Source organism: Roseivirga sp. UBA838, from assembly GCF_002296035.1.
Taxonomy (GTDB): Bacteria; Bacteroidota; Bacteroidia; order Cytophagales; family Cyclobacteriaceae; genus Roseivirga; species Roseivirga thermotolerans.
This window is the reverse complement of the sequence record NZ_DBHC01000042.1, coordinates 16,426-42,080: the sequence shown is the minus strand read 5'-3', so window position 1 is coordinate 42,080 and position 25,655 is coordinate 16,426. Positions and strand designations below refer to the sequence as shown.

Below are 25,655 nucleotides of genomic sequence, written 5' to 3'. Positions count from 1 at the left end.
AAGGCATTATTTGTTGTTCACCCCAACAGGCATTGGGTAACAACATAACCACGGTCAGGCCATTTGCCCGTTCATACATAGCCTTATGCATTTCCGAAAGCGCGGAGAAAAGCCTCATTATTCTGAATTTTAGCATGATCGAGCGGACTCAGTCCCCTGTTGTCTTTCTGATTTACATCAGCCTTAACAGCTTTCAGCAGTTCAATCATTTCAGGCTTTCCGTAAGTAGCCGCATAGGTCATCACCGTTGCGCCATTATAATTGCTTATGTGAAGAGAAGCTCCATTTTTAATTAGATAATCGGCAATTTCTACATACCCTTTAAACACGGCTCCCATCAAAGGAGTATTTCCTGAGCCATCTACCGCATCGATATCCGCTCCGGTTTCCACGAGCAGCTTCACCAGTTCCAAATGATTAAAGTAGGCCGCCATGATGAGAGGAGTAAACCCACGTTCGTCAGCTTGATTAGTCAAATGCGGATGTTCCTCAAGTAGTTTTTGCACTACCGGTAAATCACCGGAACGTAGTCCCTGCTGTAGTTTAGTAGTCAATTCGTTATTCGCCATTAATCCAGGTTTAAGCTATTTATTGCACTGCTTTCAGGCCAAAATTCATGTTTCAACTCTACGAAACTGTTCAATATCAAGCGTTCGATCAAATTGAAAATCTTTACAAAGTATTTACAAAATCAATATTCTATATAAACTCAAGCAATATTCAATCTTTACTCCACTCCTCTTTTCTGGGATAAGGATACTCCGCTATCTTTTCCAGGGTATAGTAAGAATTGAGCCCAGAGATACCTGCTAGTTGCAACTCTTCAAGATTCAAGTGTCCATCACCTACCTCTTGTTCGCAACACAAATACTCTATTTCTCCAATGAGTAGGCGCGTATCATTGTGCTTTATTGGTAGCTCATCTACCAATTGCAAGCCCATTTTTAAAGGACTCTCTCGCACAAATGGAGCTTTAAATTCACTAAGGTATTCAGGTGTAAACCCGCAATGCTCAAATTCAGACTCGTTGTCTTCGAATTTGGCGGCTGTATAATGTGCTGCTTTGGTCATGGAGTTCGGTACGCTGTTAATGGTAAAGACTCCGGTTTCCTTAATATTTTCATAAGTATGCCTTCTCACCTCACCCAAAGGTCGGGTAACCATGCCTAACAGTGGCGGGTTGCTCCCAAGGTGTATCACCGAACTAAAAATGGCCAGATTAGTGACCCCACGGGTGTTCACGGTACCAATAAGATTGGCGGGCTTAATGCCTGTTAAGGAATTGACGAGGTTTAAACGGCAAATTCTGTCGAGCGACAGCAACTGATCCTTGCTGAGTTGCATAAAGTTTTTCTAACAAACCCCAGCCAGCACAAAAGTGTTTAACCTCCCAAATACAAACGATGGGTTTTGGCAATAGCCCCAGCCTGAGCTTTAGGCACACCAGTTTCATTGGCCCATTCAGGCCAGCGATGCACAGCATCCAAAACCTGATTGATGAGCAGGTCGGCTTTTTTAATGGACTGTTGGCGACCAAAAACAAGCAAGTCCTCCCGGTTAAAATGATCACGTTTACCCCCTAGCGACATTTGGTGCTGGCTGGTCCAGGCACCTTGCGGATTATATGCCCAGGTTACATCATAGGCCGGAGCCAATCGCCACTCTCCTCCTTTGGGCAAAAGAAATGCAATGTTCTTTGTATGATCGTCTTGATTTCTGGCCACCAGATTAAATACCATACGCAAAAACATCTGCTCCATAGCGGCATAAGGCAGTTGCAAATCGCGCATATCGGCCATTACATCTTCATATCCATAAGCTCCGGGCATCATAAAGTCATAGTGTGATAAGGCGCAAAGGGTTTGCATATGAATCTTTTCGCCCTCAGGGCTCCGATCGAACCGTTGAGTCATAAAGTGGGCACGACCATTCTCTTCCAACAGGCGGCAAGGCATCATTTCTATGCCTGCTGCCTTGGCCATCAGGTAATAGGCCATCTCTATTCTACCGTATCCGGCCGGATCGCCCAAATTTCCGGCCTTTACACCATCGAATTTTAGGAGATAATAGTTAAACCCTTTGGGCAGCCTAAATTGCCCCGACTTTAAGGCCCCTGTTTTGGCATTATAGCCCACAATGGCTTTTGGGCGCTGCCCTCCGGCCGAAGTCCCCACCCTTATCAAGTCGGTCATAGCCTCCTGCTCATCTTTTGTTAAACTAAGGTTTATGGCCTGTCGCTCTTCCAACACCTTATTCGTAAGCCCTAACAATTCTTCTACCTCAATATCTTTCGTTTGTTTGCCAAAAGGAGTAGAAGCCGGTTTAAACTCCAAAGCCCCCATGCCCCTAATGCCCACGTAGCTTAATTTTTCCAATGGAGTAATACTAGCCGGTGTTCTACCCTGAGTAGCCAGCCAAGATCGAATAATTTGGTTCCCGAAAGCATCGGGCAACGAATCAGACAGCAAGCCCGGCAATCCGCTATAGGTATCACGATTGAGAGATGGAAATGAATAGATGGTTTCACCGCGTTTCAGATCGTCTAAAGGCATGGTAAGAGGGGCTAAATCAATACCTTTTTCGATAAATTCCGGGGCAAACTGAAATGTAGCCACTTGGCGGGCTTCATTCCATATAACAGCGCCAACCAGCTCATCCCAAACAAAAACTTGCACAACCGCCATTACTTTCTTGGTTTTCGTACACGCTGAAGAGGCTTCGCTTCATTCTCCATAACCATAAGCGGACTCTCCTCTACCTCGGGCAGAAACGCATCTAAGTGATCTAAATCTTTTAAGGCCCTAAGCACCTGTATGAGTACTGCAAGCGTTACCGACTTGCCATACTCCAAATTTTGAATAGTATTTACATTGACCCCTGCCCTTTCGGCCAATTCTTTCTGGGTGTAGCGCTTGTGAATTCTGCGCTGCTTTATCCGTTGACCAAGCTCCTCTACAATAGCCTGGTCTGTCATCCTCTTCCAGTTTTTATAACCCATATAAATAGGTATTAAGTGAATAAAATAGCTTTAAAACCTAAATTAACAGGTGTAAACAAATTTACAAAATTTTGTTCAAAAACCCATTATAATCAATATTAAACTCATAATACGGCTTTAAAACCTATAAATATAGGTTTTAAAGAGCATGACTATGTTTCAAAATAAGGTTAGAATGCTACTTTACCGCAAAACGCACCGCAGTCTTGAGCGATTTAGGATCAGTTTCAGATGGGTCATTCAGATATTCTTCAAAAGGATGGATTCCCTTTCTATTTTTAAAAGCCTTACTTCGCTGCAAATTAGCCATCAGCGACCACGCATTACCCAAGTGTTCATAAGGCCCCGTATGAATAGCACTATACACCGTAGTAGCCGGTATACCACCACTCACAAATCCTCCAGGTAAACTTTCCGGAAGCCTGTTCACCGGCACAGCCACAGTATACTGAGCAGTACCCTTTACAAACTTCCACTTATGATAAATAGAGATAGGGTTGCCTGCTATTAAATTCTTCTTATCACCCATATATTCCCATAACCTATCGAAGTCTTTGGTCATGGCATCGGCTAAATCTACAATCTTACAGTCCGTGGTAATTCCCACATACGTACACCCCGGATAGCTACCATTCTTCTCTATCTCCAATGCAGAATGCACCTTTCCATCTTCCACATAATCTTTCAACAGCTTTAAACCACGCTCATAATCCATGCCTACAAAAGCCTCCATCATCTTAGTCATGAAAAACATAAAGAAGGGCATGGAACTTTCCATGGTCCAGGTAACATGTGTAGTCACTCCATTACCTTTCAATTTAAACCCCACCTTAGCCTTCGATTTCCATGGTTTAAGAAAAAGGAGATCCAACTGCAATTCCTCATTTTCTTTTTCTGAGGTAATGGTCATTTGCCCTGAACCTGTTCTTTCTCCCTCCCACTCATAATATTTAGCATCTTCTCTTACCGTTACCTTGGTTTCCGGTTCTAAAATGAGCCATGGCGACCACGCAGTCCAATGGTTCAAGTCGTTTAGTTTGGAAAACACTTTTTCTGCGGGGGCATCGATCGTAATGGATCGACTAATATTCATTTTCGGCATGACAAAAAATTTGGATAGGAAGTTATCAATTTTAGGCCAAATTACCTCATACCATTCCAGCCCTAATTTCTTCCGGCCAAGCCACCATAGGCTATAACTCTATTTCACTTTCATTTTGAAAAAAGATTCTCAAAAACAAAAGACACAACACACCCCAGGCAACCTTACCTAACTAATTATCAACAAGTTACCCAAATGGCATATCAGTTGACTTCATGACACAAAAAAATCCAAAATCATGAAACACAAACTAAAACTATTCGGAATCACTTTACTCTCTGCCCTCATGCTTTATGGCTGCAAAGCCAGCAACACCCTAAAAGGTAGTGCCATTGGCGGTACTGCCGGTGGCGTATTGGGTGGAGTAATTGCCGGTAAAGACAATACAGCTACGGGAGTCATTATAGGAGCTGCTATTGGCGGTACTGCCGGAGCACTCATTGGAAAACGCATGGACAAGCAGGCAGAAGAGCTTAGAAACGACCTGGAAGGCGCTAAAGTAGAGCGCGTGGGCGAAGGTATTAAAATCACTTTCGATTCAGGCCTTATGTTTGCCACCAACCAATCGACCCTAACCGTTGACACCAAGCAAAACCTGCAAGACCTGGCCACAGTGCTTAAAAAATACGAAGACACAAACGTATTGATTGAAGGACACACCGACAGCACCGGAGAAGCGGCCTACAATCAACGACTATCAGAACAAAGGGCGTCTTCAGTGCAAGACTACCTGATTAGCCTTGGACTAGACTACAAAAGACTAAGTATAGCCGGTTATGGAGAGTCTCAACCAATAGCCGATAACAATACGGTTGCCGGAAGACGAGCCAACCGAAGAGTAGAAGTAGCCATTTACGCCAACGACAAAATGAAGAGAATGGCAAAAAGAGGAGAGCTGAATTAATCAGCCTCCTTTTTCTTTTTCTTTACCTAGCCCACCGTTACAATATCTCCATTTACGCTCACCGACAACTTTGTGAGCGGAGAAGAAGCCGGTCCGTTTACTACCTGGCCGTTCGTATCGAACTGAGAGCCATGACAGTTGCATTGAAAAACGTTGTTCGGGAAGGTCCAATCACGAGTGCAACCCGTGTGTGTACATCTCGACCCAAAGGCGCTAAGTTGGCCACCTACATTGACCAACAGAATATTTTCTGAAGGGTGTAAAAGCCAACCTCCCTCCGACTGAAGAGCATTAAACGGATTTTCCGTTATGTTAAAGGTAACAGCTGAGCTGGCAGGTGGATTGCCGGTGCCCGGAGTGGTGTCTTCCTGATCGCTGGAGCAACTCTCCAACGACAAGCCAAAGAAAGCCAAAGCCGTAGCAGCAGAAGCATTTTTTAAGAATTCTTTACGGTCCATAGTTTAGTAGTTTATTCTAGTAGGGCATACGAGCAATACCCCGTGCTTGGTTTGTCACCATTCAGACACAACTAAAGAATTGACCGAATTGATTGAGAAATACAAAAAATTAGACTGCTACACGACTAAACACAGCCTATTCAGCCACCTTATAAAAATAGCTCGTACTTTTAGAGGTAATTAAACAACTGCCTTTGGAACCTGCCGGCTTTAACCCCAACATGCTTCAAGAAATTGTACGAATTAGAATGCCCTTTGGCAAATACAAGGGTACTTTGCTTTGCGACCTGCCCATAAGCTATCTGGAGTGGTTCGGTAGAAAGGGTTTTCCTCAAGGCAAACTGGGCATGCAGTTGCAAACGGTCTATGAAATTAAACTCAACGGACTGGATGACCTTTTAGTCCGGCTCAAAAAAATTAGTTGAGAGCTTCCTGAACCTTCTTAACCATCTCTCCAATTTTACCCGGCTCCAGCCAACGGGTAACAATAACCATATTGTTAGTCTTGTCTACCACAATAAAGTTACCACCAAAGCCTGCCGCATAGTATATATTTTCGTCTTCAACACCTTGCCATTTTCTCGGACCACGGTTCAACCACCACATGTAGCCATAGCTTTCCATTGGTTCTGAAGGTTGCTGTACGGCATTCACCCATTCTTCAGAAAGAATCTGGTGACCATTCCACCTTCCGTTATTGAGAAAGAGCAAGCCAAAACGAGCATGATCGAGCGTATTTATAAACAGCCCTCCTCCGGAATGCCCTCCTCCGGTTACCGACTTCATTTGCAGACCATCTATGGTCACCCAAGCGTCTTTATAGCCAAACCAGCGCCAGGTAGTTGAGGCACCTATGGGATCCATTACCTTCTCCTTTAGTACTTGCGGAACAGGCTTTCGCCACACTTGCAAAAGTGAATAAGCCAGTACATTTACACGTACATCGTTATACTCCATGACCGTACCCGGTTCTACAGGCTTAGTAAACCTCCAATCATCTATGCCACCTCTTCTCGGAGGCCTGTCACCCCAATCTTTTATACCAAACAATTCACCCGACCAAGCCGATGACTGATTGAGCAGTTGGTGCCAGGTAATTTTGCCATTATGCTCACCTTCAAATGTTCCATCCCAAACATAGTCTTTTACCTCATGCTGCACGCTGCCAATGAGTCCTTCATCCAAAGCCAAACCCGCCACTGTAGAGAGATAACTTTTGGTAACACTGAAAGTCATATCTACCCGATTTACATCGCCCCATTGCGCCACTATGTAACCATTTTTGATAATCAGGCCTGCCGGACCACCTCTTTTCTTAGTAGGCCCCAGAATTTCATGAAAAGGCTCATTTCTAAAACCTTCTAAAATAGCCACTCTTAAATCTTTTGAGCCGGAATACTCATTGGCTTCGGCAAACTTAACAGCTTCGCTGAGTTTAGCAGAATTCAGACCAAGCTCATGGGGAGCCTTACTCTGCCAGGTACCACGTGGAGGAAAGTATTGAGCTGAGAGTGAAATGGAGCTTGTAAATAAGATTGTGAGTAGTAATTGCCTGATTGACATAGAGGTATTTTTGACGTAGATTTATTAAATATTCACACTAAACACAATAACATTTTTATCTATGGCACTTCCTTCTCCATGGTTATCTCCGTTTGCTTCAGTCCTCTACATATTGCTGGCCTACATACTCGTTATGGGATTTTATCAGCACTATAGAATGGAAAAGATAAGAGTTTATCTTTTCAGAAAATCACTCATTCCTGTAGGGTTAATTGCAGTATGCCTTGCTTTATGGGGAGTTGTCAGTCAGATAAACCAAACGTTTGAAGCCATTCAGGCAGCAAACGACATTAGCCCCTCACTGGTAGCCGGAGGCATTACCCAAGCATACCCTCACCTGTCGCTTGGTTTACTATGTCTTATTTTGAGCCTTACGTTTTATTACTTCAACTCTAAAAAAAGAAAGGAGGCCATGACACCTCCTCTCACCTAATCGAAAACATGAAAGACAGTGCAATCATGTAATCAGTTAACACAAAGGTAACATTGATTTTATTTCGGTAAAACAGAGTTTACTTTTTTATATGTAAAAAATTAGGGCAGCCCGCTTGCGCAGACCACCCCGACTCAACCAACTATCAGCAACACTACCGTGTTAATTCTTTCAAATCCACACCTTCAATACTCAAAAGATGCTTTATACTGGGAGATACGAAGTAACCGGCCTTAACGGATTTAACCGTTGCTTTTTTTTATTTCCCACATGAAGCATGAAAACTCGTTTTCTTGATAACTTCAACCATTAACCTCCACAAAAAGCATGGTATGTATCGAAACACATCTACAATCATTTAATTGGTCTACCGGATATTACCACTTCCCTATCGACAAAGCCACCACGACCATTCTCAGTAGTACAGAACACAGGCGCGTGGTATGCACCATCAACCAAAGCGTGACTATTCATGCAGCTCTAATGCTTTTGGGTGAAGGCAGCTACATTATGATTAACAAGAAAGTAAGGCAACAATTGAAGCTCAAAGAGGGCGATCGTGTGGAACTACAGCTGAAAAAAGATGAGTCGGAATACGGAATGCCTATGCCCGAAACACTACGTCTGATGCTCGATCAAGACGAGTTGGGTAGCAGGTATTTTCATTCACTCACAGCCGGAAAACAAAGAAACCTGATCTACATAGTAAGCAAGGTAAAAAGCATCGACAGACAAATAAACAAGGCCTTAGCCATTATGGAGCATTTAAAAGACGTTCATGGTCAATTAGACTTCAAGCTGCTGAATGAGAAAATCAAACAGTTCAATCAAAACATCTAATGAATCAAATTCTGCATTACAATAGAATCACAGCAATTTAATTCTATGACAAAACAAATACACCATTAATAATTTTGATTATAGATAAAATATCCATACATTCTACCTATTGTTTTAACAGACTTTTCACAAGCAAAACTAAGGGACTATATGAATTTCCAAGGATCTAAAGCACCGGAGCCGGCTAAGACGGTAAACGAGTACAAGCCGGTGACCGACTATATGACAAGAGAGGTTATAACCTTTCATCCACTGCAGAGCATAGCAGATGCTATGGATATCTTTTTGGAACACCGCATTTCCGGTGCTCCGGTGGTAGATGATGATGGTAAAATTATAGGTATACTTTCTGAAATCGACTGTATGAAAATCATGGTCGATGAAGCCTACCACAATCTACCCCATGGTAAAATAACGGTAATGCAATACATGAGTAATAACGTGTCGACTGTGCCGATAACTGCCGATGTACTCGATGTGGCTTCCAAGTTTTTACACACACACTTCAGGCGTTTTCCGGTAGTAGACCACAATGGCAAATTGGTGGGACAGGTAAGCCGAAGGGATATACTACAAGCCACCAGAGATTTAAAGACATCTACCTGGTAATTTTCCACCTACGGCATTCAAAGCTCAAGTGTATCAATACCCAAAAGCCTCCCTTTCCAAAACACTTTTCTGAGCTTTGAATTGCCTTTTACGATAAAACATCTCTCCATTCATTTTTGCGTTTAAATGTAGCCCTGGCAAAAGGACACAAGGGTCGAATTTTTATGCCCGCCCCTCGCGCATAATCAACCGCTGCCTCTACCAGCCTAACGCCAACCCCTTTTCCTCGCAAGACATCATTCACCTCGGTATGATCTATAATAATTTTATCTGCTCCGGCTTTTGAATAAGTCATCTCAGCCAGGCGCTTGCCATCTTCTTCAATAAAGAAACTACCTTTGGTTTCCTCATCGTTCTGTTTAATTTTCAGCTCCATATTCTCAAAAACCCTTGCATGCGGAATAAGTTTCATTTAGCTATTTTAAGTCTTCTGCTGACTTACTACTTCGCTCCCTCTAACCTTTTAGCCCAACAATTAATCTGGGAGGCTTTTGTGGACACGCACAAAATAGGCGAATTAGTGGCCCATCGGGAAGTGAACGATGAGAACGTAAAGGTGCGAATAGAAGCTACCTTTAACACTCAGGTTCCAGCCGACTTACACATTGGTGAGCTGATTGAAACCACTTACGTCAATCAAATATTAGTTGAATCTTCTGCTTCTTCAACCGACTATCTCTCCGGTATTGAAAGCGCTGTACAGGTTGTAAAAAAAGACGAATATTATTTAGTGAATACTCTAAAAGAATCCTTCAAACTAAAGCATTACGAGTTGTTGGGTACCGACCTTTTATATTTTGAAGAGCCCGAACGAATTCGAGAAATCCTATCGCTATTCTCCGGTAAACTTCTTATGATTTCTTCAATTGGCAATCATGCCTATGTTCTCGATGAAGACGGAGAACAAACCACCTATCTCTATCAAAAAGGTGAGCTAAGCGAGATAACCATAGTCACAAAAGCCTACACTATTCAACTTCGCCTGAAACCCTAAACAAGAGCAGTCCTTACCGGTTTTAAGAATATGAGACCACTATACTTCATCATAGTTATGACCACACTAGCCATGGTTATTTATGTTGGACTCACCCTGGTTTCGGGTTATCCACCAATTTTGTTTAGCACTTTTTTAGTTTGTCAGGTCTTATTGGCACACATGGCCTACCGTATTCTGGTCGACAAACAGGGCGCCCGAAAGTCGTCTAACTGTTGGTACGAAGACAAAGACATGCCTTTGTAAACCACCATAGTTACAGACTTTATTACCTCCGGTAATTTTTTCTACACTTTTAAAGCTCGGAAAGGCCACTTCCTCTTATTGGTTCTGTTTTTTTAAAAAAAACGAGCAATTACTAATTCGCTCAGAATCAAACCAAAGGCCTTAAACCGATAAAAAAATGAAAAGTTTTTTGAATGCGCTGTTTGCAAATCAAATCTAAGCTACTACTTTTGCAACACCTTAAACGAAAGGAACAATTCAGGAGCGGTAGTTCAGCTGGTTAGAATGCCTGCCTGTCACGCAGGAGGTCGCGGGTTCGAGTCCCGTCCGTTCCGCAAAAGCCTTAGAGAAATCTGAGGCTTTTTTTTATTATCGGACTCTCGGTAAATCAACTTCATTAGTACCTCCCTGCTCTTTTGGGAAATTAGATATCTTCGCGGCATGCTCTCCCAACTGAGTCTATTTGATATTGTTACCATAACTACAGCCGCCTTTGTACTAGGCCTGTCTAAATCAGGTATTAAGGGCATTAGCATAATCATTGTGGCTTTAATGGCGCTAGTTTTTGAAGCAAGAGCCTCTACTGGCATATTGCTTCCTATGCTCATAGTGGGCGATGTATTTGCCGTAATCTACTACAACCGCCATGCACAATGGAAATACCTTTTCAGGCTTATGCCCTTTATGATGGCCGGAGTAATAGTAGGTACTATTGCTGGCGATCACATGTCGGCTCATGCTTTTAGAAAAAGCATGGCACTGGTTATTTTCATTTCTGTGATCATCATGTTCTGGTGGGATCAGCGCAAGTCAAAGAAGGTACCTCAGCACCTCTCTTTTGCCGGGGTTATGGGACTTACAGCAGGTTTCACCACTATGGTAGGAAATCTGGCCGGCTCTTTTGCCAACATCTTTTTTCTGGCCATGCGCCTACCGAAAGATGCTTTTATAGGCACTACCGCCTGGCTGTTTCTAATCATTAACCTTTTCAAAGTGCCCTTTCATGTTTGGAGTTGGGGCACCATCAATTGGCCCACCCTTCAGGTGAGTTTGATCTTTACTCCGGCCATCTTCCTCGGTCTTTTCATTGGGGTTCGTCTACTCAAACGAGTCAATGAGCAATTTTTCAGAAAGTTTATCTTATTCATGACGGCCGTGGGTGCCGTGTTCATCTACTTTAGTTAATTTTAGCCCAAATTTTCACCGGCTATCGGCAACAACCATGCTCAATAGATGGTTAGATAGCAAACTTTGAAGTAATGGAGCAGACTGATTGGATAGAAAGAGAACTTCAACCGTATAGAACCCAACTCAACAATCACCCTTTATATCAACGATTAAGCAACCTTAACGACATACAGGTTTTTATGGAAAACCATGTATATGCCGTTTGGGATTTTATGTCGCTTTTAAAAGCCTTACAAAACGAACTTACCTGCACTACTCTACCCTGGGTACCAAAGTACAATCCTTCATTGAGCAGGTTTATCAATGAAATAGTGCTGGAAGAAGAGAGCGATGTAAACGAAGACGGAGAGTACATGAGTCATTTTGAAATGTACCTTCAGGCCATGGATCAGATTGGCGCCAATACTCTGCCAATATCTCAGTTTATAGAATGCGTCCGTGCCGGCCAAAACCTATCTGAAATTCAGGAAAAACTAAACCTGAACGATGCAGTAGTACGCTTTATGCGTTTCACTTTCGATGTGATTGAAAGCGGAAAACCTCACCTTATCGCTTCAGCTTTCACTTTTGGACGAGAAGACCTAATTCCGGATATGTTTCTTGAAATTGTAAAATCAGCCGAAGCAAAAGACGGCCACAAGGCTTATAGCAAGCTTACCTACTATCTGAAAAGACACATTGAGCTCGATGGCGGAGATCATGGACCATTGGCTATGCGCATGATCACAGAGCTTTGCGACAACGATGAACAGAAATGGCAGGAAGTGCTGGCCATAGCTAAAAAGGCCCTGAATGCGCGCATTGGTTTATGGGATTCCATTAGCGAAGCCATAGGACTTAAAGAGGCCGAGCCGGTTCTGTAGTAGCATAATATACGCCAACCTCAGAAATGGTTGGTACATTGCGAGTATCAGTAATTCTAACTTGAATGGCGGTGGTTGTTATGTCATCTAACCGAAGAATGCGTTTATAGCCAATAGTGGTCTCGCTAGCTACCTGTACCCATTCGTTATTCGATTTGATCCATACTTCGAATGATTTAACTCGCTGCCCTAAAGGAATATACTCCTGAATTAGCAGTCGGTTAAAGGTAACGGGCTCGGAAAACGAGAGATTCAAAGTAGAGGCTACAGAATCGTTTGGTGTGGACCAGTAAGTATCGAAGTCTCCATCGATTACTTTTTCTGCCGAAAACTCAGTACCTCTTTCTGAACCGGCAGTAGCCACGGCTTTTTTGGCCAGGTTGGTACGAAACGTTTCATCGAGCGTTTTTCGCAGATTCATTAAAGCCGCCACATCATTTTCATGGACCAACCCCCTTCTATCTACCGGTAAATTGAGAAGTAGATTGGCGTTTCTACCTACCGAGCGGTAGTAAATATCCAACAATTGAGAGAGAGACTTTACTTTATCGTCTTCCGCTTTATGATAGTACCATCCAGGCCTGATGGACACATCACATTCTGCCGGAACCCAATATTTACCGTCTTCGTGACCATATGGCGACTCCTGATAGGGGCCAACTCCCGGTGCAAATTGCTCCTTTCTAAAGGTAGACCAGTTGGTTTTGCCGGCAAAGCCATTTTCGTTGCCTACCCATCGCGTGCCTGGCCCACCATCGCTAAAAATAATAGCCTCCGGTTGCAAAGCCTTTACCAGCGCAAAAGTACTATCCCATCCGTAGTAGGTATTCCTGTCTACGTTGCGGGTTTCATTAGCTCCACCATAATAACCATCGCCCCCGTTGGCACCATCTACCCAAAACTCAAATATGTCTCCATAGTTGGTCAGCAGCTCCTTTACCTGATTGCGGTAATACTCCACGTACTCCGGTTGGCCATAGGCCGCATGGTTTCTATCCCAGGGCGATAGATATATACCTAACTTGAGTCCAAACTCCCTGCAGGCATCGGCCAATTCGGCTACCACATCGCCCCTACCATTCTTCCAGGGGCTATTCTTTACCGAATGCTCGGTATAGGCCGAAGGCCAAAGACAAAACCCATCGTGGTGCTTAGCGGTGAGGATAATACCCTTCATCCCTGCTTCTTTTACCACCCTTGCCCACTGCCTTGTATCTAGTGCTGTAGGGTTAAAACTGGACGCAGGCTCATCACCAAGCCCCCACTCCATATCAGTAAACGTGTTCATATTAAAGTGAATGAACGCATAGTATTCCAGCTTTTGCCAGGCCAATTGCTCAGCCGAAGGCAAAGGCCCCACCGGGTCTGGTGGCGCCACATTCTGCGTGCATGCCAGGGTAGTAAACAGGGCGAATACGCCAACAATTATCTTTTTCATAAGAACAGGTATTTCTAAAATCTTCTGTGGGTTTAAAGCAATGGACACTTACAAGTAACTGAAATTAGCATGGCCAGGCAACTCAAAATAAAGGCAGAGCATAGTAGCCAGATAAATTTGCCCCGGCATTACGAAAAAGAGGCCGCCTCAAAGGTCAGAACCAGGCCATTCCGAACCTGTCTGTCGACAGGTAAATTCTCGGTGACCTTAAACCAACTTTTGAGACAACCTCTTACTTATGTATTAGCTCAACTTTCTAATTATCACCACCAATGGGCGAAAAGTCTACCTCTTTTACTGCATTCAGGTAAGCTTCCCAATTGGCACTATACCATTCCTCTACTTTTTGTTTTACCTCTTGCAGTTGGTTGGAAGCCCTTTCTAACAGTCGCTGTTGGGTTGGCCCCGGTTTATCATAAGAACCGCTCACCGATCTCATGGCCGTAAACACATGAGAAAGTACAGGAGTAGGGCCATCGCCACCACCTCCAAAGAAACCTCTTCCACTACTACCTATGAGTCCTTGTAGTTCTTCCAGTTGCTTTTTCACCTCGTTGCTCTTGGTGCGTAGGCCATTGTATTGTGATCCTCTCTTACCCTGAAGGGCAGCAATTACCTTGTCAACCGACTGAATACTTTCATTGACCTTACCACTCAGCTGCATCACCTCGTTAGAAACCACGCCAATCTGCCGCAACATATCTCTTCGGGCAATCAGGGCATCCATTGAGAACTCTTCTCTTGGATCCATTTTAAACTCAACAGTGGTTTCGTCAGAAGCACCATCTACTGTAATTTTCACCCTATACTGACCGGGCAAGGCAGGAGTTCCGCCTCTGAAGAAGCGACTGGCAAACTGATTGGGAGAATCTTCTGTATCATCTTCCGATTCCGGAGGGTCTTCATCGAATCTCCACTCCGCCACGTTCAACCCATCTTGAACCGGTACAGAAAGAGTTCTAACCACATTTCCCTGGGCATCCATAACTTCTACCGTTGCCTGAGGACCTCTCTGACCTCCACGGCCTCCACCAAAGCGACCATTACCATTACCACCACCTCCGGCACCGGCTCTTGCTCTAAAGGCGGCCATTTGCTCTTCAGTTGGCTGACCTCCTCCCGGGCGTGCTCCTGCAGGCCTTTCGGGCGTAGCAGGCTTTTTAGCAAAAAACTTAATCAGTGCTGCCCCATTCGATCGGTTTTCTCCTTCATAGGTTGCGCTACCCGGATTGGCAGGACCATTGGCCGAACGGTTGCTCACCATGTAGGCCGTAACGGTCGGTATGGCTGTAACTTTTGCAGCGGCTACCGTAGCCTGCCCTTTTGAAGCCAATACCCGCAATGGGTTAATATCATCAAGCACCCATATTCCTCTTCCAAAAGTTCCTATCACCAGATCGCTCTCCCGCTCCTGAATCACCAAATCCATAGTAGACACACTGGGGTATCCATTATTGAATTTGCTCCAGGTTTTCGCTCCATCTATACTGATGTAAAGACCATGCTCTGTTCCGAAAAACATCAGGTTGGGCTCCACCGGATCTTGCACATATGAGAGGGCATAGCCAAATACATCGGACTCCTTTACCAATGGTTCCCAGGTTTTACCGTAGTTTCTGGTACGCATGAGGTACGGTTTAAAATCGAACCTGCGGTAATTGTTAATTACTGCTACTGCTTCCCCGTCATTATAGCGTGAAGCTTTTATTTGAGCCACCCAGCTGCCTGCCGGCACTCCTTTAAGGTTAGAGGCCACATTGGTCCATGTATTGCCACCGTCTCGGGTAATCTGAATATTACCGTCATCCGTTCCTGCCCAAATCACCCCTCTTTCCCTAGGGCTGGGTTCTATAACCAATATGGTGGTGTAGTTTTCAGCTCCAGTAGCATCACGGGTCAATCCACCGCTTTCATTCTGCTTTTGCTTTTCCGGATCGTTAGTAGTCAAATCCGGTGAAATGACCGTCCAATCGTCACCTTTATTCGTGCTTTTATGTACAAACTGACTACCAAAATAAATGGTATTGTTATCGAACGGATCTTGTGCTATTGCGGCATTCCAGTTGAATCTAAGGTTCACCCCTGGGTCTTCATGTGTTGGTTTAATGAATTTTGAACGTCCTGTAACCTTATCGTACCTCAACACATTTCCTTGCTGCGACATGGCATAACCATAACGCGAATCGTCAGGATCGGGCACCACGTCAAAGCCATCACCTCCCGCTACGGACATAAAGTAGTCGTTCCGTATGCCGTCTCTGGTCCAAATATAGGCAGGCCCGGTCCAGCTACCATTATCTTGCAGACCGCCATACACATTGTAAGGAATCTCGTTGTCTACTGCGACATGATAAAACTGCCCCAGTGGAAGATTCTCTACAAATTGCCAGGTTTTTCCCATGTCGCGGGTAATGGCCATTCCCCCATCGTTGCCCAAAATCATATACTTAGGGTTGTCTGGGTGAATGTACAAGGCATGATTATCTACGTGAATCAGGTTATTTGGAATAAGCCGCTCGAATGATTTTCCACCATCTTCACTTCTGTTCACGTAGGTGAAGATGCTGTACAGTCTGTTTTCGTTCTGAGGATCTACATAGATATCGAAGTAATAAAATGGGCGATTGCCAATCTCCGATTTATTGTTAATCATAGTCCACTTAAAACCACCATCATCTGAACGATAAAGCGCGTTTTCTTTGGCTTCAATAATGGCATATACTCTATTAGGATTGTTAGTGGCAAAGGCCAATCCCATTCTACCCAAATCTCCCTCGGGCAAACCATTCTTTTCAGCAGTTTGTTGGGTCCAGGTTTTACCACCATCAAGCGTCATATACAGTCCGGAACTCGGACCTCCTGATTCAAAAAACCATGGCTTTCTGCGGTGCTGCCACATGTTCACCAATAGCTTGTTGGGGTTAGCCGGATCCATCACCATGTCACCCACCCCTGTCATCTGATCTACATAAAGTATCTTCTTCCAGGTTTCGCCACCATCGGTAGTTTTAAATACACCACGCTCTTCATGGTCTCCCCAGGGAGAACCAATAGCTCCAATGTAAACTGTATTCGGGTCATCGGGGTGAATGATAATTCGGTGCACATTGCGGGTTTTTTCCAGCCCCATGAGCTGCCAGGTCTTGCCGGCATCGAGGCTTCGGTACACACCATATCCTCCCGTTAAACTATTTCTTGGGTTACCTTCTCCGGTACCTACCCATACCACATCGGGGTTTTTCTGACTAACGGCAACAGCACCTATCGATAAAGCCAGCTCAGAGTCAAAAATAGGCTCCCAGGCAATACCTCCGCTCTCCGATTTCCATAAACCACCGGAAGCTGAACCGGCATAAATAATTTCAGGTTGATCTCGCACCACATCTACCGTGGTGATTCTGCCACTCATACTACCCGGGCCAATGCTCCGGGGTTTAAGCGACTCCATAGCACTAAAGTTGATTTGCTGCGCCTGCACTGAAAACATCAGTAAAAAAGAGGCTACAACCATCATCCAAAAGCGCTTTTGGCGATGATTAGAATGTTGAAGATTCTGCATAGTTTAAAAAGGTTGATTTCGCTTTGGACAAGTAAGTAATTGAAAAGTTTATTGCCTGATTTGAAAATGGTATGAGCGGTAAGCCCAATGCCTCAGCTGCTACCATTCAAAGCGAGCTCCTTGGGCAAGTGGTGGCTTCTTAGTAAATTCCTCAACCTTAAACCATAAGACCATGAACATCTCTCAACTCACCTCTTGTTTATCACTATTTTTCTGCCTCACACTCTCTCTTTCTGCTCAGGTTTCTGATAAGCTCGAAATGCTGGACATCTTTAATCTGGAGTATGTTTCTGACCCTCAAATTTCGCCCGATGGCCAGCGCATAGTATATGTAAGAAACTTCAAGGACATAATGACAGATCGTAACCTGTCGAATCTATGGATTGTTAATTTCGATGGAAGTCAAAATCGGCCATTGACCACAGGAGAACAAAGCGACCGATCGCCAGTATGGTCGAATGATGGCTCAAAGCTGGCCTACATCTCCAACAAATCGGGAAAAACAGAACTGTACTTGCGCTGGATGGACACCGGTCATGAGATGGTTCTGGTCAATTCGGAAAAAACTCCCGGTAATATCACCTGGTCTCCTGACGATAGGTTTCTCGCATTCAGCATGTTTGTTCCGGAGCCCCAAGCCTCTCCTATTAAAATGCCAGCCAAACCAGCCGGAGCGGAATGGAATGCTCCGCCCAAGTATGTAGACAAACTGGTTTGGCGAATGGATGGTGTGGGTGAGCTCCCCTCAGGGCACCAGCAGCTCTTTACCATACCCGTTTCGGGTGGAACACCCCGGCAGCTTACCAGTGCACCCTATAACCATTCTTCTCCGGAATGGAGTAAAGATGGCCGACTGATTTACTTTAGTGCCAACATGCGAGAAGATGCTGAACTGGAAGCTCAGGACTCTGACATTTACACCATAGAGCTTAGCACAGGAGCCATTAAGAAAATCACTAACCGCTACGGCCCGGACAGCAGCCCGAAAATATCGCCAAACGGAAGGCAACTGGCCTATTTGGGGTATAATGATGAATACAAAGGCTACCAACTGAGCCGACTGTACGTTGCTGAAGCCAACGGAGCCAATCCGAAGTTAATTTCCGGTAATCTGGATAGAGACGTGAACAGTATTCACTGGGCAGCCGATGGCAAAAGTCTTTATTTTCAGTATGTAGACAAGGGACATACTAAAATTGGCAACATCACGCTGGATGGTAAAGTTACAAAAGTTGCCGCTGGTTTAGGCGGAATGTCTCTCGGAAGGCCCTATACCTCGGGTGCCTATAGCATAGCCAGGAATGGACGCTATGCCTATACCTGGGCCGAAACTCACGAACCAGCCGATTTAGGAGCCGGAGAAGCAGGTAAAAATAAGCGACTGACGTGGGTAAACGAAGACCTCTTCGGACACAAAAAACTGGGCGCTATTGAAGAAATATGGTACAAATCATCTGCCGATGGACTGGACATTAATGGCTGGATAGTAACTCCTCCGGATTTTGATCCGGGTAAGAAATACCCATTGATTCTTGAGATTCATGGAGGTCCATTCTCAAGCTATGGCCCCGTATTTTCTGGCGAAATTCAGCTGATGGCTGCAGCCGGATATGTAGTGCTTTATACAAATCCCAGAGGCAGCACCAGTTATGGTGAAGCCTTTGGCAATGAGATTAACAAAAATTACCCCAGCCATGACTATGACGACCTGATGTCTGGTGTGGATGAGCTTATAAAACGGGGCTATATCGATGAAAATCAACTCTTTGTCACCGGAGGATCAGGAGGCGGTGTGCTTACCTCATGGATTGTTGGCAAAACCAATAGGTTTAGAGCTGCTGTAGTCGCTAAACCGGTCATTAACTGGTACAGCTGGTCGCTCAATGCAGATATGTCGGCCTTTGCTACCCGCTATTGGTTTGAGAAAAAGCCTTGGGAAGACCCTGAAAAGTACCTCAAACACTCTCCTATTTCGCTGGTAGGGAATGTAACTACTCCTACCATGCTTTTAACAGGAGAAGCCGACCTGAGAACACCTATTCATGAGTCGGAGCAGTTTTATACGGCTCTTAAGCTAAGAGGCATAGAAACGGCTATGGTCCGCATTCCGGGAGCATTTCATGGCATTGCAGCCCGCCCCAGCAACCTCATTGCCAAAGTGTCGGCCATACTCACATGGTTTGACAAATACCGTACTGATATGGTAGATCTGGAGAGAAAGAGATAAATTCCAAATACGGGGAAGCACAGGGCGTTTATTTGCCTTGCCTGAGTCTACTAAAAAAGGAATCGCGATAAGCCTGGCTCAACGGAATTTTAGATTTACCAATACTCACCTGATGCGCCTCAAAAGAATTGAGGTGCTTCAGGTTGATGATGTATGACTTATGGATTCTTACAAAGGGGGCCGGCAGGCTGGCTTCCAATTCTTTCATGGTTTGAAGGCTCATAATTTTACCTTTAGCCGTATGGTAAGTGACATAATTGCCACTACCTTCTAAAAAGTACACCTCATCCACGGATACTTTATGGGTTTCGGTACCGCTTTTAATTAACAGATAGGTTTCTTCATTACCCACAGGCTCTACTGAAGTAGTCAAAGGCTTTGTCTGGGCCATAGCTCGCTCGCAAGCCTTTACAAAACGCGCAAAGTCTACCGGTTTCAACAGGTAATCTACGGCCTCTACTTCAAACCCCTCTACGGCATATTCCGAATAGGCCGTGGTAAAAATTATTTTAGGAGGTTTTTGAAGAAGCCGGGCTAGTTCCATTCCGCTAAGATCGGGCATGTTAATATCCAAGAACATAAGGTCTACCGGATGCTTTCTGAGATAGTCGAGTGCATGCATGCCATGCCGGAAAGTGGCTACAAGTTCAAGCCCCGGCACTTTACCAATATAATCGACCATTACTTCCAAAGCCATAGGTTCGTCTTCAACAGCAATTGTCTTAAAGGGTTGCACCATTACATTGTTCATTAGTTCTTACAATCTACTTTCAATTGCACGCGATACCAATTTTCTTCTGTGCTTATCTCCAACTGGTGTTTTTCCGGGTAAATTAATTTGAGCCGTTGTGTGGCATTTTGCAAACCTATACCCCCAACCTCTTTAGAGTTGACCTTATGAATAGTGTTCTGCAGGGTAAACAGAAGATGCCCGTTTTCTACCTTACAGTTAAGCGCTATAGCCGATGGCTTAGACAGTGAAATACCATACTGAAAGGCGTTTTCTACGAAAGGAATAAGTAAAAACGGAGCAATACGCAAACTCTCATCATCTTCCGGCCAGGTGCAGTTGATGGTTATAGGGTCACTCTCCTGAAATCGTAACTGTTGCAATTCAATGTAATTCTGAAGGTACTCCATCTCTTTCCGCAGTGAAACCCTGTCGGCATTGGTTTCATAAAGCATGTAGCGCATAATACCCGCCAGCCTTGCTAGTTGTTCGGCTGTGGTATAATCGCCATTCTTTCTACTCATGGCAAACAAGTTATTGAGCGTATTAAAGAGAAAGTGCGGGTTAATCTGTGAACGCAGGAAATTAAGCTCAGAAGCCAGTTTTTCCCGCTCCAGTTCTTTCTGGTACTGCGTATCCCTAAGCCAGATCAGAAAGAATCCGTAGCCAAGTGATAGAAACAGAAAAAAGAAATTGAACACCAGCACCATACCAATTAACTCCCCATTGTACCAAGCTACCGGTCGGCCAAGTGTTTGTAGTAACAAGTAGTCGAAGGTAATTTCCAGCAGTGTGAGAAGCACAAAAGCAATTACGAGAGAAAGCACATATTGCTTACGCTTTCGTTTGGCCAGTTGCCTGGGCATCAGATAGAGCGCATTGCCATAAAAAATGACCACATTGATGATGGTTCCTACCAGCGAAGACCAAAAAAGACCTCCATCTTCTGCACTAAAATGTCCCATGGTAAGACCAAAAGCCGGCCAGGTGAGAATAAATAACCCTATCAGCCACAGACCACTCTCAAAAATGCGCAAAACGGTTTTCATAGTCGTTAAACTACAAGTTTTGACGCTTATCTCCTGCTACTATTGATGAAAGCCCGGTAACAATGGATAAACCCGCACTTTGGATTGACAAGACCGACTCATCAATTATTTCAGGCCTTACAACCAGCATTTGGCATCGTTGATGGATTTCATTTTTGTGGTATGCTCAACAAACCTAGTTTTGACCAAAACTCAGAAAATGAAACAGTTATATACTTTAATGATGGCCCTACTGGTTTGTACAACCGGTCTGGGACAAACAAACAAAAAAGAATCGATCGACCGATTTTTGGAATTGCTCCACGAAAACCAACAAAATATGGGCGTGGTAGCCATTTATACCAATGGCAAGGAAGAGTATAGCAAGGCTGCCGGATGGATTAACGCAGAGAATAAGAAGCCGTTGGCCGGTGACACCCGATTCCGAATTGGTTCCATTAGCAAGATGTTTACTGCGGTGCTGGTTTTCCAGTCTATTGAAGCCGGGCAATTGAGTTTGGATACTAAGCTATCGAAATTCTACCCGGGCATAAAAAATGCCGATCGGATCACAATTTCCCATATGCTTCACCATAAAAGCGGCATTCCCAACTTCACCAGTTCACCGGTGTATCGCGAAAAAATGTATAAGGGAATGACTGAAAAAGAGGTGATAGCCCTTATCGAAAGCCTGCCTGTGGAGCTAGAACCCAATGCACAAACTTCATATTCCAATTCTAACTATTACCTTTTGAGCCGCATTTTAGAAAAGGTTACTGGTGAGTCTTTTGCCAGGTTGCTGGATAAAAAAATCAGCCAACCTCTAAAACTCACGGCAACAAGCTATGGTAAGAAGATCAATGAAGCCGGTAATGAGGCTCACTCTTATAGTTTCGATGCCGCCAGTGGCAGCTGGAAACGCATGGAAGAAACTGAAATGGGTATTCCTCAAGGTGCAGGAGCCGTAGTATCGAACACTAGGGATCTGGCTACTTTTATTCAAGCACTTTTCGAGGGCAAACTTATATCGACAAAAAGTCTGAATGATATGAAAGCTATTGACCAGGGCTTAGGGCGCGGCATGATGGTCTTTCCCTTTTACGATCGGGTGGCCTATGGTCATAATGGGTCTATCGATGGATTTGAGTCGAGCCTGGCCTACTTTCCTGAAGAAAAAACGGCCTTGGTAATTTTATCGAATGCCGTTGGAGAATATGGGTTTAATAATGTGGCCTTGGGAGTGCTAAGCTACTGGTTCGACAAACCTTTTGAACTACCAAGCTTTTCAGACAAACCGGTTGAGTTGAGTTCAGAACAACTAAAGGCTTTCGAAGGCACCTTTGCCAATAGCAACTTGGGCATGAAAATTAAGCTTTGGGTTCAGGATGGAGCCCTGATGGCTCAGGCAGAAGGACAGTCGGGTTTTCCTCTGGCGGCCTTCGAAAACGATACGTTTAAGTTTTCTGCAGCTGGCATAGTCATTAAATTCCATGAGAACCGCGATAAGTTTACCCTACTGCAAGGTGGCGGTGAGTTTATCTTCGAAAAACAATAGTTATACGGACAGAAAATACGGCTTAGAGACTCAATTGACCTATTTTCTATGAAGCCCCCAACCGATAGGCATTCTATCGGGAAAGGGGCTTCTTTAATGGCCGACACTAGCCCCTTTTGCACACCCTTGTAAACTCACAATAGCTGCAACGCTCCAAATCATCTGTTTGGATAAATGGTACGGAAACATCGTAAATCTCCTGAACAAGCTCTTGCAGTCTCTCCGAAAAGGCTTCAATTTCAGCATCATCAAGTGTTTCACCGCCTTTGAGCCACTGGGTGCCTTCTCTAAGACTTTTCAGTGTAGTGATACCCACTTTTATAGGTTTCTGTACGTGGGGGCGCACCAATACGGCATACAAATAGGCCTGAAAACCCGATTTGTACTTGGGCTCATTGAAATGAAGTTCGAGTATTTCTTCGTCCGGCTTCGGGGAACGACCCCTCGACACAAAATCTACCCTACCGGTTTTATAGTCGGTAATACGCAACACTCCATCTTTCTCGTCAATCCTGTCTATGGTTCCACTTATCCGAACAGTGCCCTTTCCTTCTACCTTTACCAGCTGTTCATAGCCATCTTCTTCTAACCCTATTACCTCAAAAGGTGCATCGGCCATGTCTAAGTCCAGCACCTTTTGTATCAGTTGCTCCATCACCTCTTTGGTTACCAGATCTCGTCCGGTAAGCTGTTGGTGGTCTTGAATAATCTTGTTTCGGTGCAAAGAGTCAATAAGCTGTTTCTCTACCTGTGCTTTGAGCAGCTTTATTTGCTCGGAGCCAATAGACCGGCCAACCCAGGGTCGGTAGAGGTACTCCAACACCTCATGAACCACAATGCCCAGATTGCGGGCATCAATATCCTCTTCCACATCTTCCTGCTCTTTAAAACCGGCCACGTTTTTCAGGTAAAACTTAAGCGGACAGGTAACATAGTTGGTCAATGAAGTGGGCGATAAAAACTTTGATTGCCCGGCCTCTGTCGTAAACCGGCCAAGCAAACGCATTACTTCTTCACTCTTCTGTACCTCAACCGCCTCTGTTTCTGCCGCATTGGGTATCCAGCCCTCGTAGTTTTTTTCTTCAACCCGATAATGGCTTAGAGGAGCATATCGTTTCAGTTGCTGCAAAATAAACCGACTCTTCTCCCCAGAAGAATCTGCCTCGGTAGTGTTATCGTACACCCAATGTATTTGTTCAGCCCGCTGCATAAGTCGCTTAAAGTGGTAGGCATAAATGGCATCTTGTTCTTCGAAGGTGGGTAGCCCAAACACCCTTCGTAGTCCGTAAGGAATATATGAGTTGAGATTTCTGGCGGTGGGTAACTTGCCTTCGTTGGCCGAAAGCACCACCACCTGTTTAAAGTCAAGGGTTCTTGTTTCCAGAAAGCCCATAATCTGAATTCCCTGCACCGGTTCTCCCTCAAACGGAATCTTTACGGCTCTAAAGTGCTCCTGAATAATCTTTTTAATAAGCTTAAGGCTGAAGTCGGTTCTTCCTTCCAGATAATCGTTGAGTTGGTTAAGCGATTTGAGCAGAAAGTAAATAAACTCCTGATCAGTAAGTGCGGTGTTTTGTTCTTTGAACGTATAAAAAACTGCGGTGAGATAGTCTTTCAGCGCCTTATACAGGCCTTCCCAGCTTTTTTCGGCCTGCCAGAGTGTAGAGAGCTGCGAGCTCTGAATGAGTCTTGTCAACTCTGACTGACTCACTTTGGTGCGCTTTTCTCTCACCGCCCATTGGCTAAACTCCTGATATACTCCTCCATGAAAGACAGCAGCGTATGGATTGGCTAACAAAGGCCTAAGGTCGAAGGTGTGAAAAACCCACTCCCCCTCCTGTTGACGGGCCTTGCGCATTAATTCCAGGTAGCTGAGCACAAAATCAAATACCACCGTAGATCGCATGGGATAGCCCATGGTTACGTTGATCTTATGTTTTTGGGTAGGCATGGCATACAACAATGGCACCAACAGTTTTTCATCGGCCAGTACTATGGCTGTTTCTTCAGGCTTAGCTCCCCGGTCTATGAGCTCGGTAACCAAGCGTGCCCCTAGTTGTGCCTGGGCCATGTTTTGCGAAACACTGTGAAGGGTTACCTGCTTCGGCACCTCTAATGAGCGAGCATCAAAAACCAGACTCTTGGGCCACTTGGCGGTATACTCTCTCAGAAAATTCCCTGCCTCCTCTTTCTTTTCTTGCAGGTAATACGAGTCCGCATCCCAATAGAGCTGCGCCTTACCCGATTTTACCAGAGCATCGAAAATCAATTCTTCTGATTTACTCAGTGCATTGAACCCACAGAAGTGGTAATGTACATATCGGTGATCGAAAGATTCTTGTGTCAGTACATTGGTCAGATTTCGGTACAGCATTCCTCCATAGGCCTTTTCTTCTTGAAGCAGCGTTTCCTGGTACTGCTCATAGACAGCTCCTACCTCTTTCCATATTTTGAGAAACTCGGTGAGCAGTTTTGTTTTTTCCTGTTTTTCTGTCAGCGTTCGGTAGCGAGCTATTATTTCCCTGAATTCATCGGAATAGCCGAACACATGGTCTATTTCCTTTATGTTTTGCAGGGCTGAATAGATCTTTTTGGCATCGGCCATATACCGGTCTATCTCATCGTAGTCTTTGAGAATAATCTTCCCCCAGGCATAGAAGTCATCAAACTGCAGGCTACTATCTTTCTTTTGGTAGATTTTGAAAAGGTGGAAGAGTAAGGTAAGCTCATCGGTAATGGTCAGGCCCGTCATGCGCTGCACAAACTCTTCTATGCTCAGTATGGCCGGTAGCATAAAGTTGCTTTCGCCATGCGCAGCCAATAAGGCCCTCTTAAAAAACACCCCTCCACGCTTGGTTGGAAATACAAAACAATGATTTTTGAGCTCACCCAACTGACTAACAGAAAACTGCTCAACAAGTAACTGATGGAACGTTTTCAT

The 25,655-nt window shown here is 44.5% G+C and carries 24 protein-coding genes and 1 tRNA gene; 12 read left to right on the top strand and 13 right to left on the bottom strand.

The features are described from left to right. Positions 1 to 83: 83 nt before the first annotated feature. From B3O12_RS15200 to B3O12_RS15180, 5 genes are all read right to left on the bottom strand, one after another. Positions 84 to 569, bottom strand: coding sequence for an ankyrin repeat domain-containing protein (locus B3O12_RS15200; protein WP_286756918.1), 486 nt, complete (start codon positions 567 to 569; stop codon positions 84 to 86). Positions 570 to 720: 151 nt separating this feature from the next. Beyond that, entirely contained in the window at positions 721 to 1,344 is a 624-nt protein-coding gene (locus tag B3O12_RS15195; protein WP_286756917.1) for a flavin reductase family protein, read from the bottom strand. Positions 1,345 to 1,382: 38 nt separating this feature from the next. Next, positions 1,383 to 2,684, bottom strand: coding sequence for a type II toxin-antitoxin system HipA family toxin (locus tag B3O12_RS15190; protein WP_286756914.1), 1,302 nt, complete (start codon positions 2,682 to 2,684; stop codon positions 1,383 to 1,385). Next, positions 2,684 to 2,998, bottom strand: coding sequence for a helix-turn-helix domain-containing protein (locus tag B3O12_RS15185; protein ID WP_189631011.1), 315 nt, complete (start codon positions 2,996 to 2,998; stop codon positions 2,684 to 2,686). Before B3O12_RS15185 ends, B3O12_RS15190 begins: the two co-directional genes overlap by 1 nt. 178 nt (positions 2,999 to 3,176) lie before the next feature. Further along, positions 3,177 to 4,100 (bottom strand): SRPBCC family protein, encoded by a 924-nt coding sequence (locus B3O12_RS15180; protein ID WP_286756913.1) that lies wholly within the window; start codon positions 4,098 to 4,100, stop codon positions 3,177 to 3,179. A gap of 238 nt (positions 4,101 to 4,338) precedes the next feature. Between B3O12_RS15180 and B3O12_RS15175 the strand changes: the two genes are divergently transcribed. Next, positions 4,339 to 5,004: an OmpA family protein gene (locus B3O12_RS15175; RefSeq protein ID WP_189631009.1), complete on the top strand. Its 666-nt coding sequence runs from the start codon at positions 4,339 to 4,341 to the stop codon at positions 5,002 to 5,004. A gap of 26 nt (positions 5,005 to 5,030) precedes the next feature. Here B3O12_RS15175 and B3O12_RS15170 read toward each other — a convergent pair whose 3' ends face one another. Further along, positions 5,031 to 5,462, bottom strand: a complete 432-nt coding sequence (locus B3O12_RS15170; RefSeq protein WP_189631008.1) for a ubiquinol-cytochrome c reductase iron-sulfur subunit — start codon at positions 5,460 to 5,462, stop codon at positions 5,031 to 5,033. A gap of 221 nt (positions 5,463 to 5,683) precedes the next feature. Between B3O12_RS15170 and B3O12_RS15165 the strand changes: the two genes are divergently transcribed. After that, on the top strand, positions 5,684 to 5,887 hold the full coding sequence (locus B3O12_RS15165) for a DUF3820 family protein (protein WP_189631007.1): 204 nt from the start codon (positions 5,684 to 5,686) through the stop codon (positions 5,885 to 5,887). Here the strand turns inward: B3O12_RS15165 and B3O12_RS15160 are convergent. Beyond that, positions 5,880 to 7,025, bottom strand: a complete 1,146-nt coding sequence (locus B3O12_RS15160) for a serine hydrolase domain-containing protein (RefSeq protein WP_286756912.1) — start codon at positions 7,023 to 7,025, stop codon at positions 5,880 to 5,882. The two genes, B3O12_RS15165 and B3O12_RS15160, sit on opposite strands and share 8 nt — an antisense overlap. Before the next feature lie 157 nt (positions 7,026 to 7,182). On the opposite strand from B3O12_RS15160, the gene B3O12_RS15155 reads away from it, so the two are divergent. The 3 genes from B3O12_RS15155 to B3O12_RS15145 all read left to right on the top strand — a co-directional run bounded on the left by B3O12_RS15155 (position 7,183) and on the right by B3O12_RS15145 (position 8,907). Beyond that, on the top strand, positions 7,183 to 7,458 hold the full coding sequence (locus B3O12_RS15155; protein ID WP_286756911.1) for a hypothetical protein: 276 nt from the start codon (positions 7,183 to 7,185) through the stop codon (positions 7,456 to 7,458). Between the two features lie 327 nt (positions 7,459 to 7,785). After that, the gene (locus B3O12_RS15150; protein ID WP_286756910.1) at positions 7,786 to 8,298 is read left to right on the top strand and encodes a DUF1905 domain-containing protein; all 513 of its coding nucleotides are present in this window, start codon (positions 7,786 to 7,788) and stop codon (positions 8,296 to 8,298) included. Between the two features lie 150 nt (positions 8,299 to 8,448). Continuing rightward, entirely contained in the window at positions 8,449 to 8,907 is a 459-nt protein-coding gene (locus tag B3O12_RS15145; RefSeq protein WP_286744077.1) for a CBS domain-containing protein, read from the top strand. Positions 8,908 to 8,995: 88 nt separating this feature from the next. Here B3O12_RS15145 and B3O12_RS15140 read toward each other — a convergent pair whose 3' ends face one another. Then, positions 8,996 to 9,319, bottom strand: coding sequence for a GNAT family N-acetyltransferase (locus tag B3O12_RS15140; RefSeq protein WP_286756909.1), 324 nt, complete (start codon positions 9,317 to 9,319; stop codon positions 8,996 to 8,998). On the opposite strand from B3O12_RS15140, the gene B3O12_RS15135 reads away from it, so the two are divergent. The 5 genes from B3O12_RS15135 to B3O12_RS15115 all read left to right on the top strand — a co-directional run bounded on the left by B3O12_RS15135 (position 9,302) and on the right by B3O12_RS15115 (position 12,177). Further along, positions 9,302 to 9,901 (top strand): DUF6134 family protein, encoded by a 600-nt coding sequence (locus B3O12_RS15135; protein ID WP_286756908.1) that lies wholly within the window; start codon positions 9,302 to 9,304, stop codon positions 9,899 to 9,901. The two genes, B3O12_RS15140 and B3O12_RS15135, sit on opposite strands and share 18 nt — an antisense overlap. A 30-nt stretch (positions 9,902 to 9,931) precedes the next feature. Next, on the top strand, positions 9,932 to 10,147 hold the full coding sequence (locus tag B3O12_RS15130; protein ID WP_286756907.1) for a hypothetical protein: 216 nt from the start codon (positions 9,932 to 9,934) through the stop codon (positions 10,145 to 10,147). A gap of 240 nt (positions 10,148 to 10,387) precedes the next feature. Further along, positions 10,388 to 10,461 (top strand) — tRNA-Asp (locus B3O12_RS15125). A 106-nt stretch (positions 10,462 to 10,567) separates the two neighbouring features. Beyond that, on the top strand, positions 10,568 to 11,311 hold the full coding sequence (locus B3O12_RS15120; protein ID WP_286756905.1) for a sulfite exporter TauE/SafE family protein: 744 nt from the start codon (positions 10,568 to 10,570) through the stop codon (positions 11,309 to 11,311). Positions 11,312 to 11,385: 74 nt separating this feature from the next. Continuing rightward, entirely contained in the window at positions 11,386 to 12,177 is a 792-nt protein-coding gene (locus B3O12_RS15115; protein ID WP_286756904.1) for a DUF3050 domain-containing protein, read from the top strand. Here B3O12_RS15115 and B3O12_RS15110 read toward each other — a convergent pair. Together B3O12_RS15110 and B3O12_RS15105 are read right to left on the bottom strand one after the other, a co-directional pair. After that, positions 12,152 to 13,615: an alpha-L-fucosidase gene (locus tag B3O12_RS15110; RefSeq protein WP_286756903.1), complete on the bottom strand. Its 1,464-nt coding sequence runs from the start codon at positions 13,613 to 13,615 to the stop codon at positions 12,152 to 12,154. The genes B3O12_RS15115 and B3O12_RS15110 overlap by 26 nt on opposite strands. 256 nt (positions 13,616 to 13,871) lie before the next feature. After that, complete coding sequence (locus B3O12_RS15105) at positions 13,872 to 17,174, bottom strand: VPS10 domain-containing protein (protein WP_348655423.1); 3,303 nt, start codon at positions 17,172 to 17,174, stop codon at positions 13,872 to 13,874. Between the two features lie 172 nt (positions 17,175 to 17,346). Here B3O12_RS15105 and B3O12_RS15100 point away from each other — a divergent pair, with 172 nt between their 5' ends. Next, positions 17,347 to 19,401 carry a S9 family peptidase gene (locus B3O12_RS15100; RefSeq protein ID WP_286756901.1) on the top strand — a complete coding sequence of 685 codons (2,055 nt, stop codon included), beginning with the start codon at positions 17,347 to 17,349 and terminating at the stop codon, positions 19,399 to 19,401. Between the two features lie 28 nt (positions 19,402 to 19,429). On the opposite strand, the gene B3O12_RS15095 is transcribed toward B3O12_RS15100, so the two are convergent. Next, the gene (locus B3O12_RS15095; protein WP_189630996.1) at positions 19,430 to 20,152 is read right to left on the bottom strand and encodes a LytR/AlgR family response regulator transcription factor; all 723 of its coding nucleotides are present in this window, start codon (positions 20,150 to 20,152) and stop codon (positions 19,430 to 19,432) included. Beyond that, positions 20,152 to 21,180 (bottom strand): sensor histidine kinase, encoded by a 1,029-nt coding sequence (locus tag B3O12_RS15090; RefSeq protein WP_286756899.1) that lies wholly within the window; start codon positions 21,178 to 21,180, stop codon positions 20,152 to 20,154. The genes B3O12_RS15095 and B3O12_RS15090 overlap by 1 nt, the downstream gene beginning before the upstream one ends. A 199-nt stretch (positions 21,181 to 21,379) precedes the next feature. Between B3O12_RS15090 and B3O12_RS15085 the strand changes: the two genes are divergently transcribed. Further along, entirely contained in the window at positions 21,380 to 22,714 is a 1,335-nt protein-coding gene (locus B3O12_RS15085) for a serine hydrolase domain-containing protein (RefSeq protein WP_286743999.1), read from the top strand. Between the two features lie 106 nt (positions 22,715 to 22,820). Here B3O12_RS15085 and B3O12_RS15080 read toward each other — a convergent pair. Then, positions 22,821 to 25,655, bottom strand: a 2,835-nt coding sequence (locus B3O12_RS15080) for a PD-(D/E)XK nuclease family protein (RefSeq protein WP_286756898.1), incomplete at its 5' end; no start/stop codon positions are given.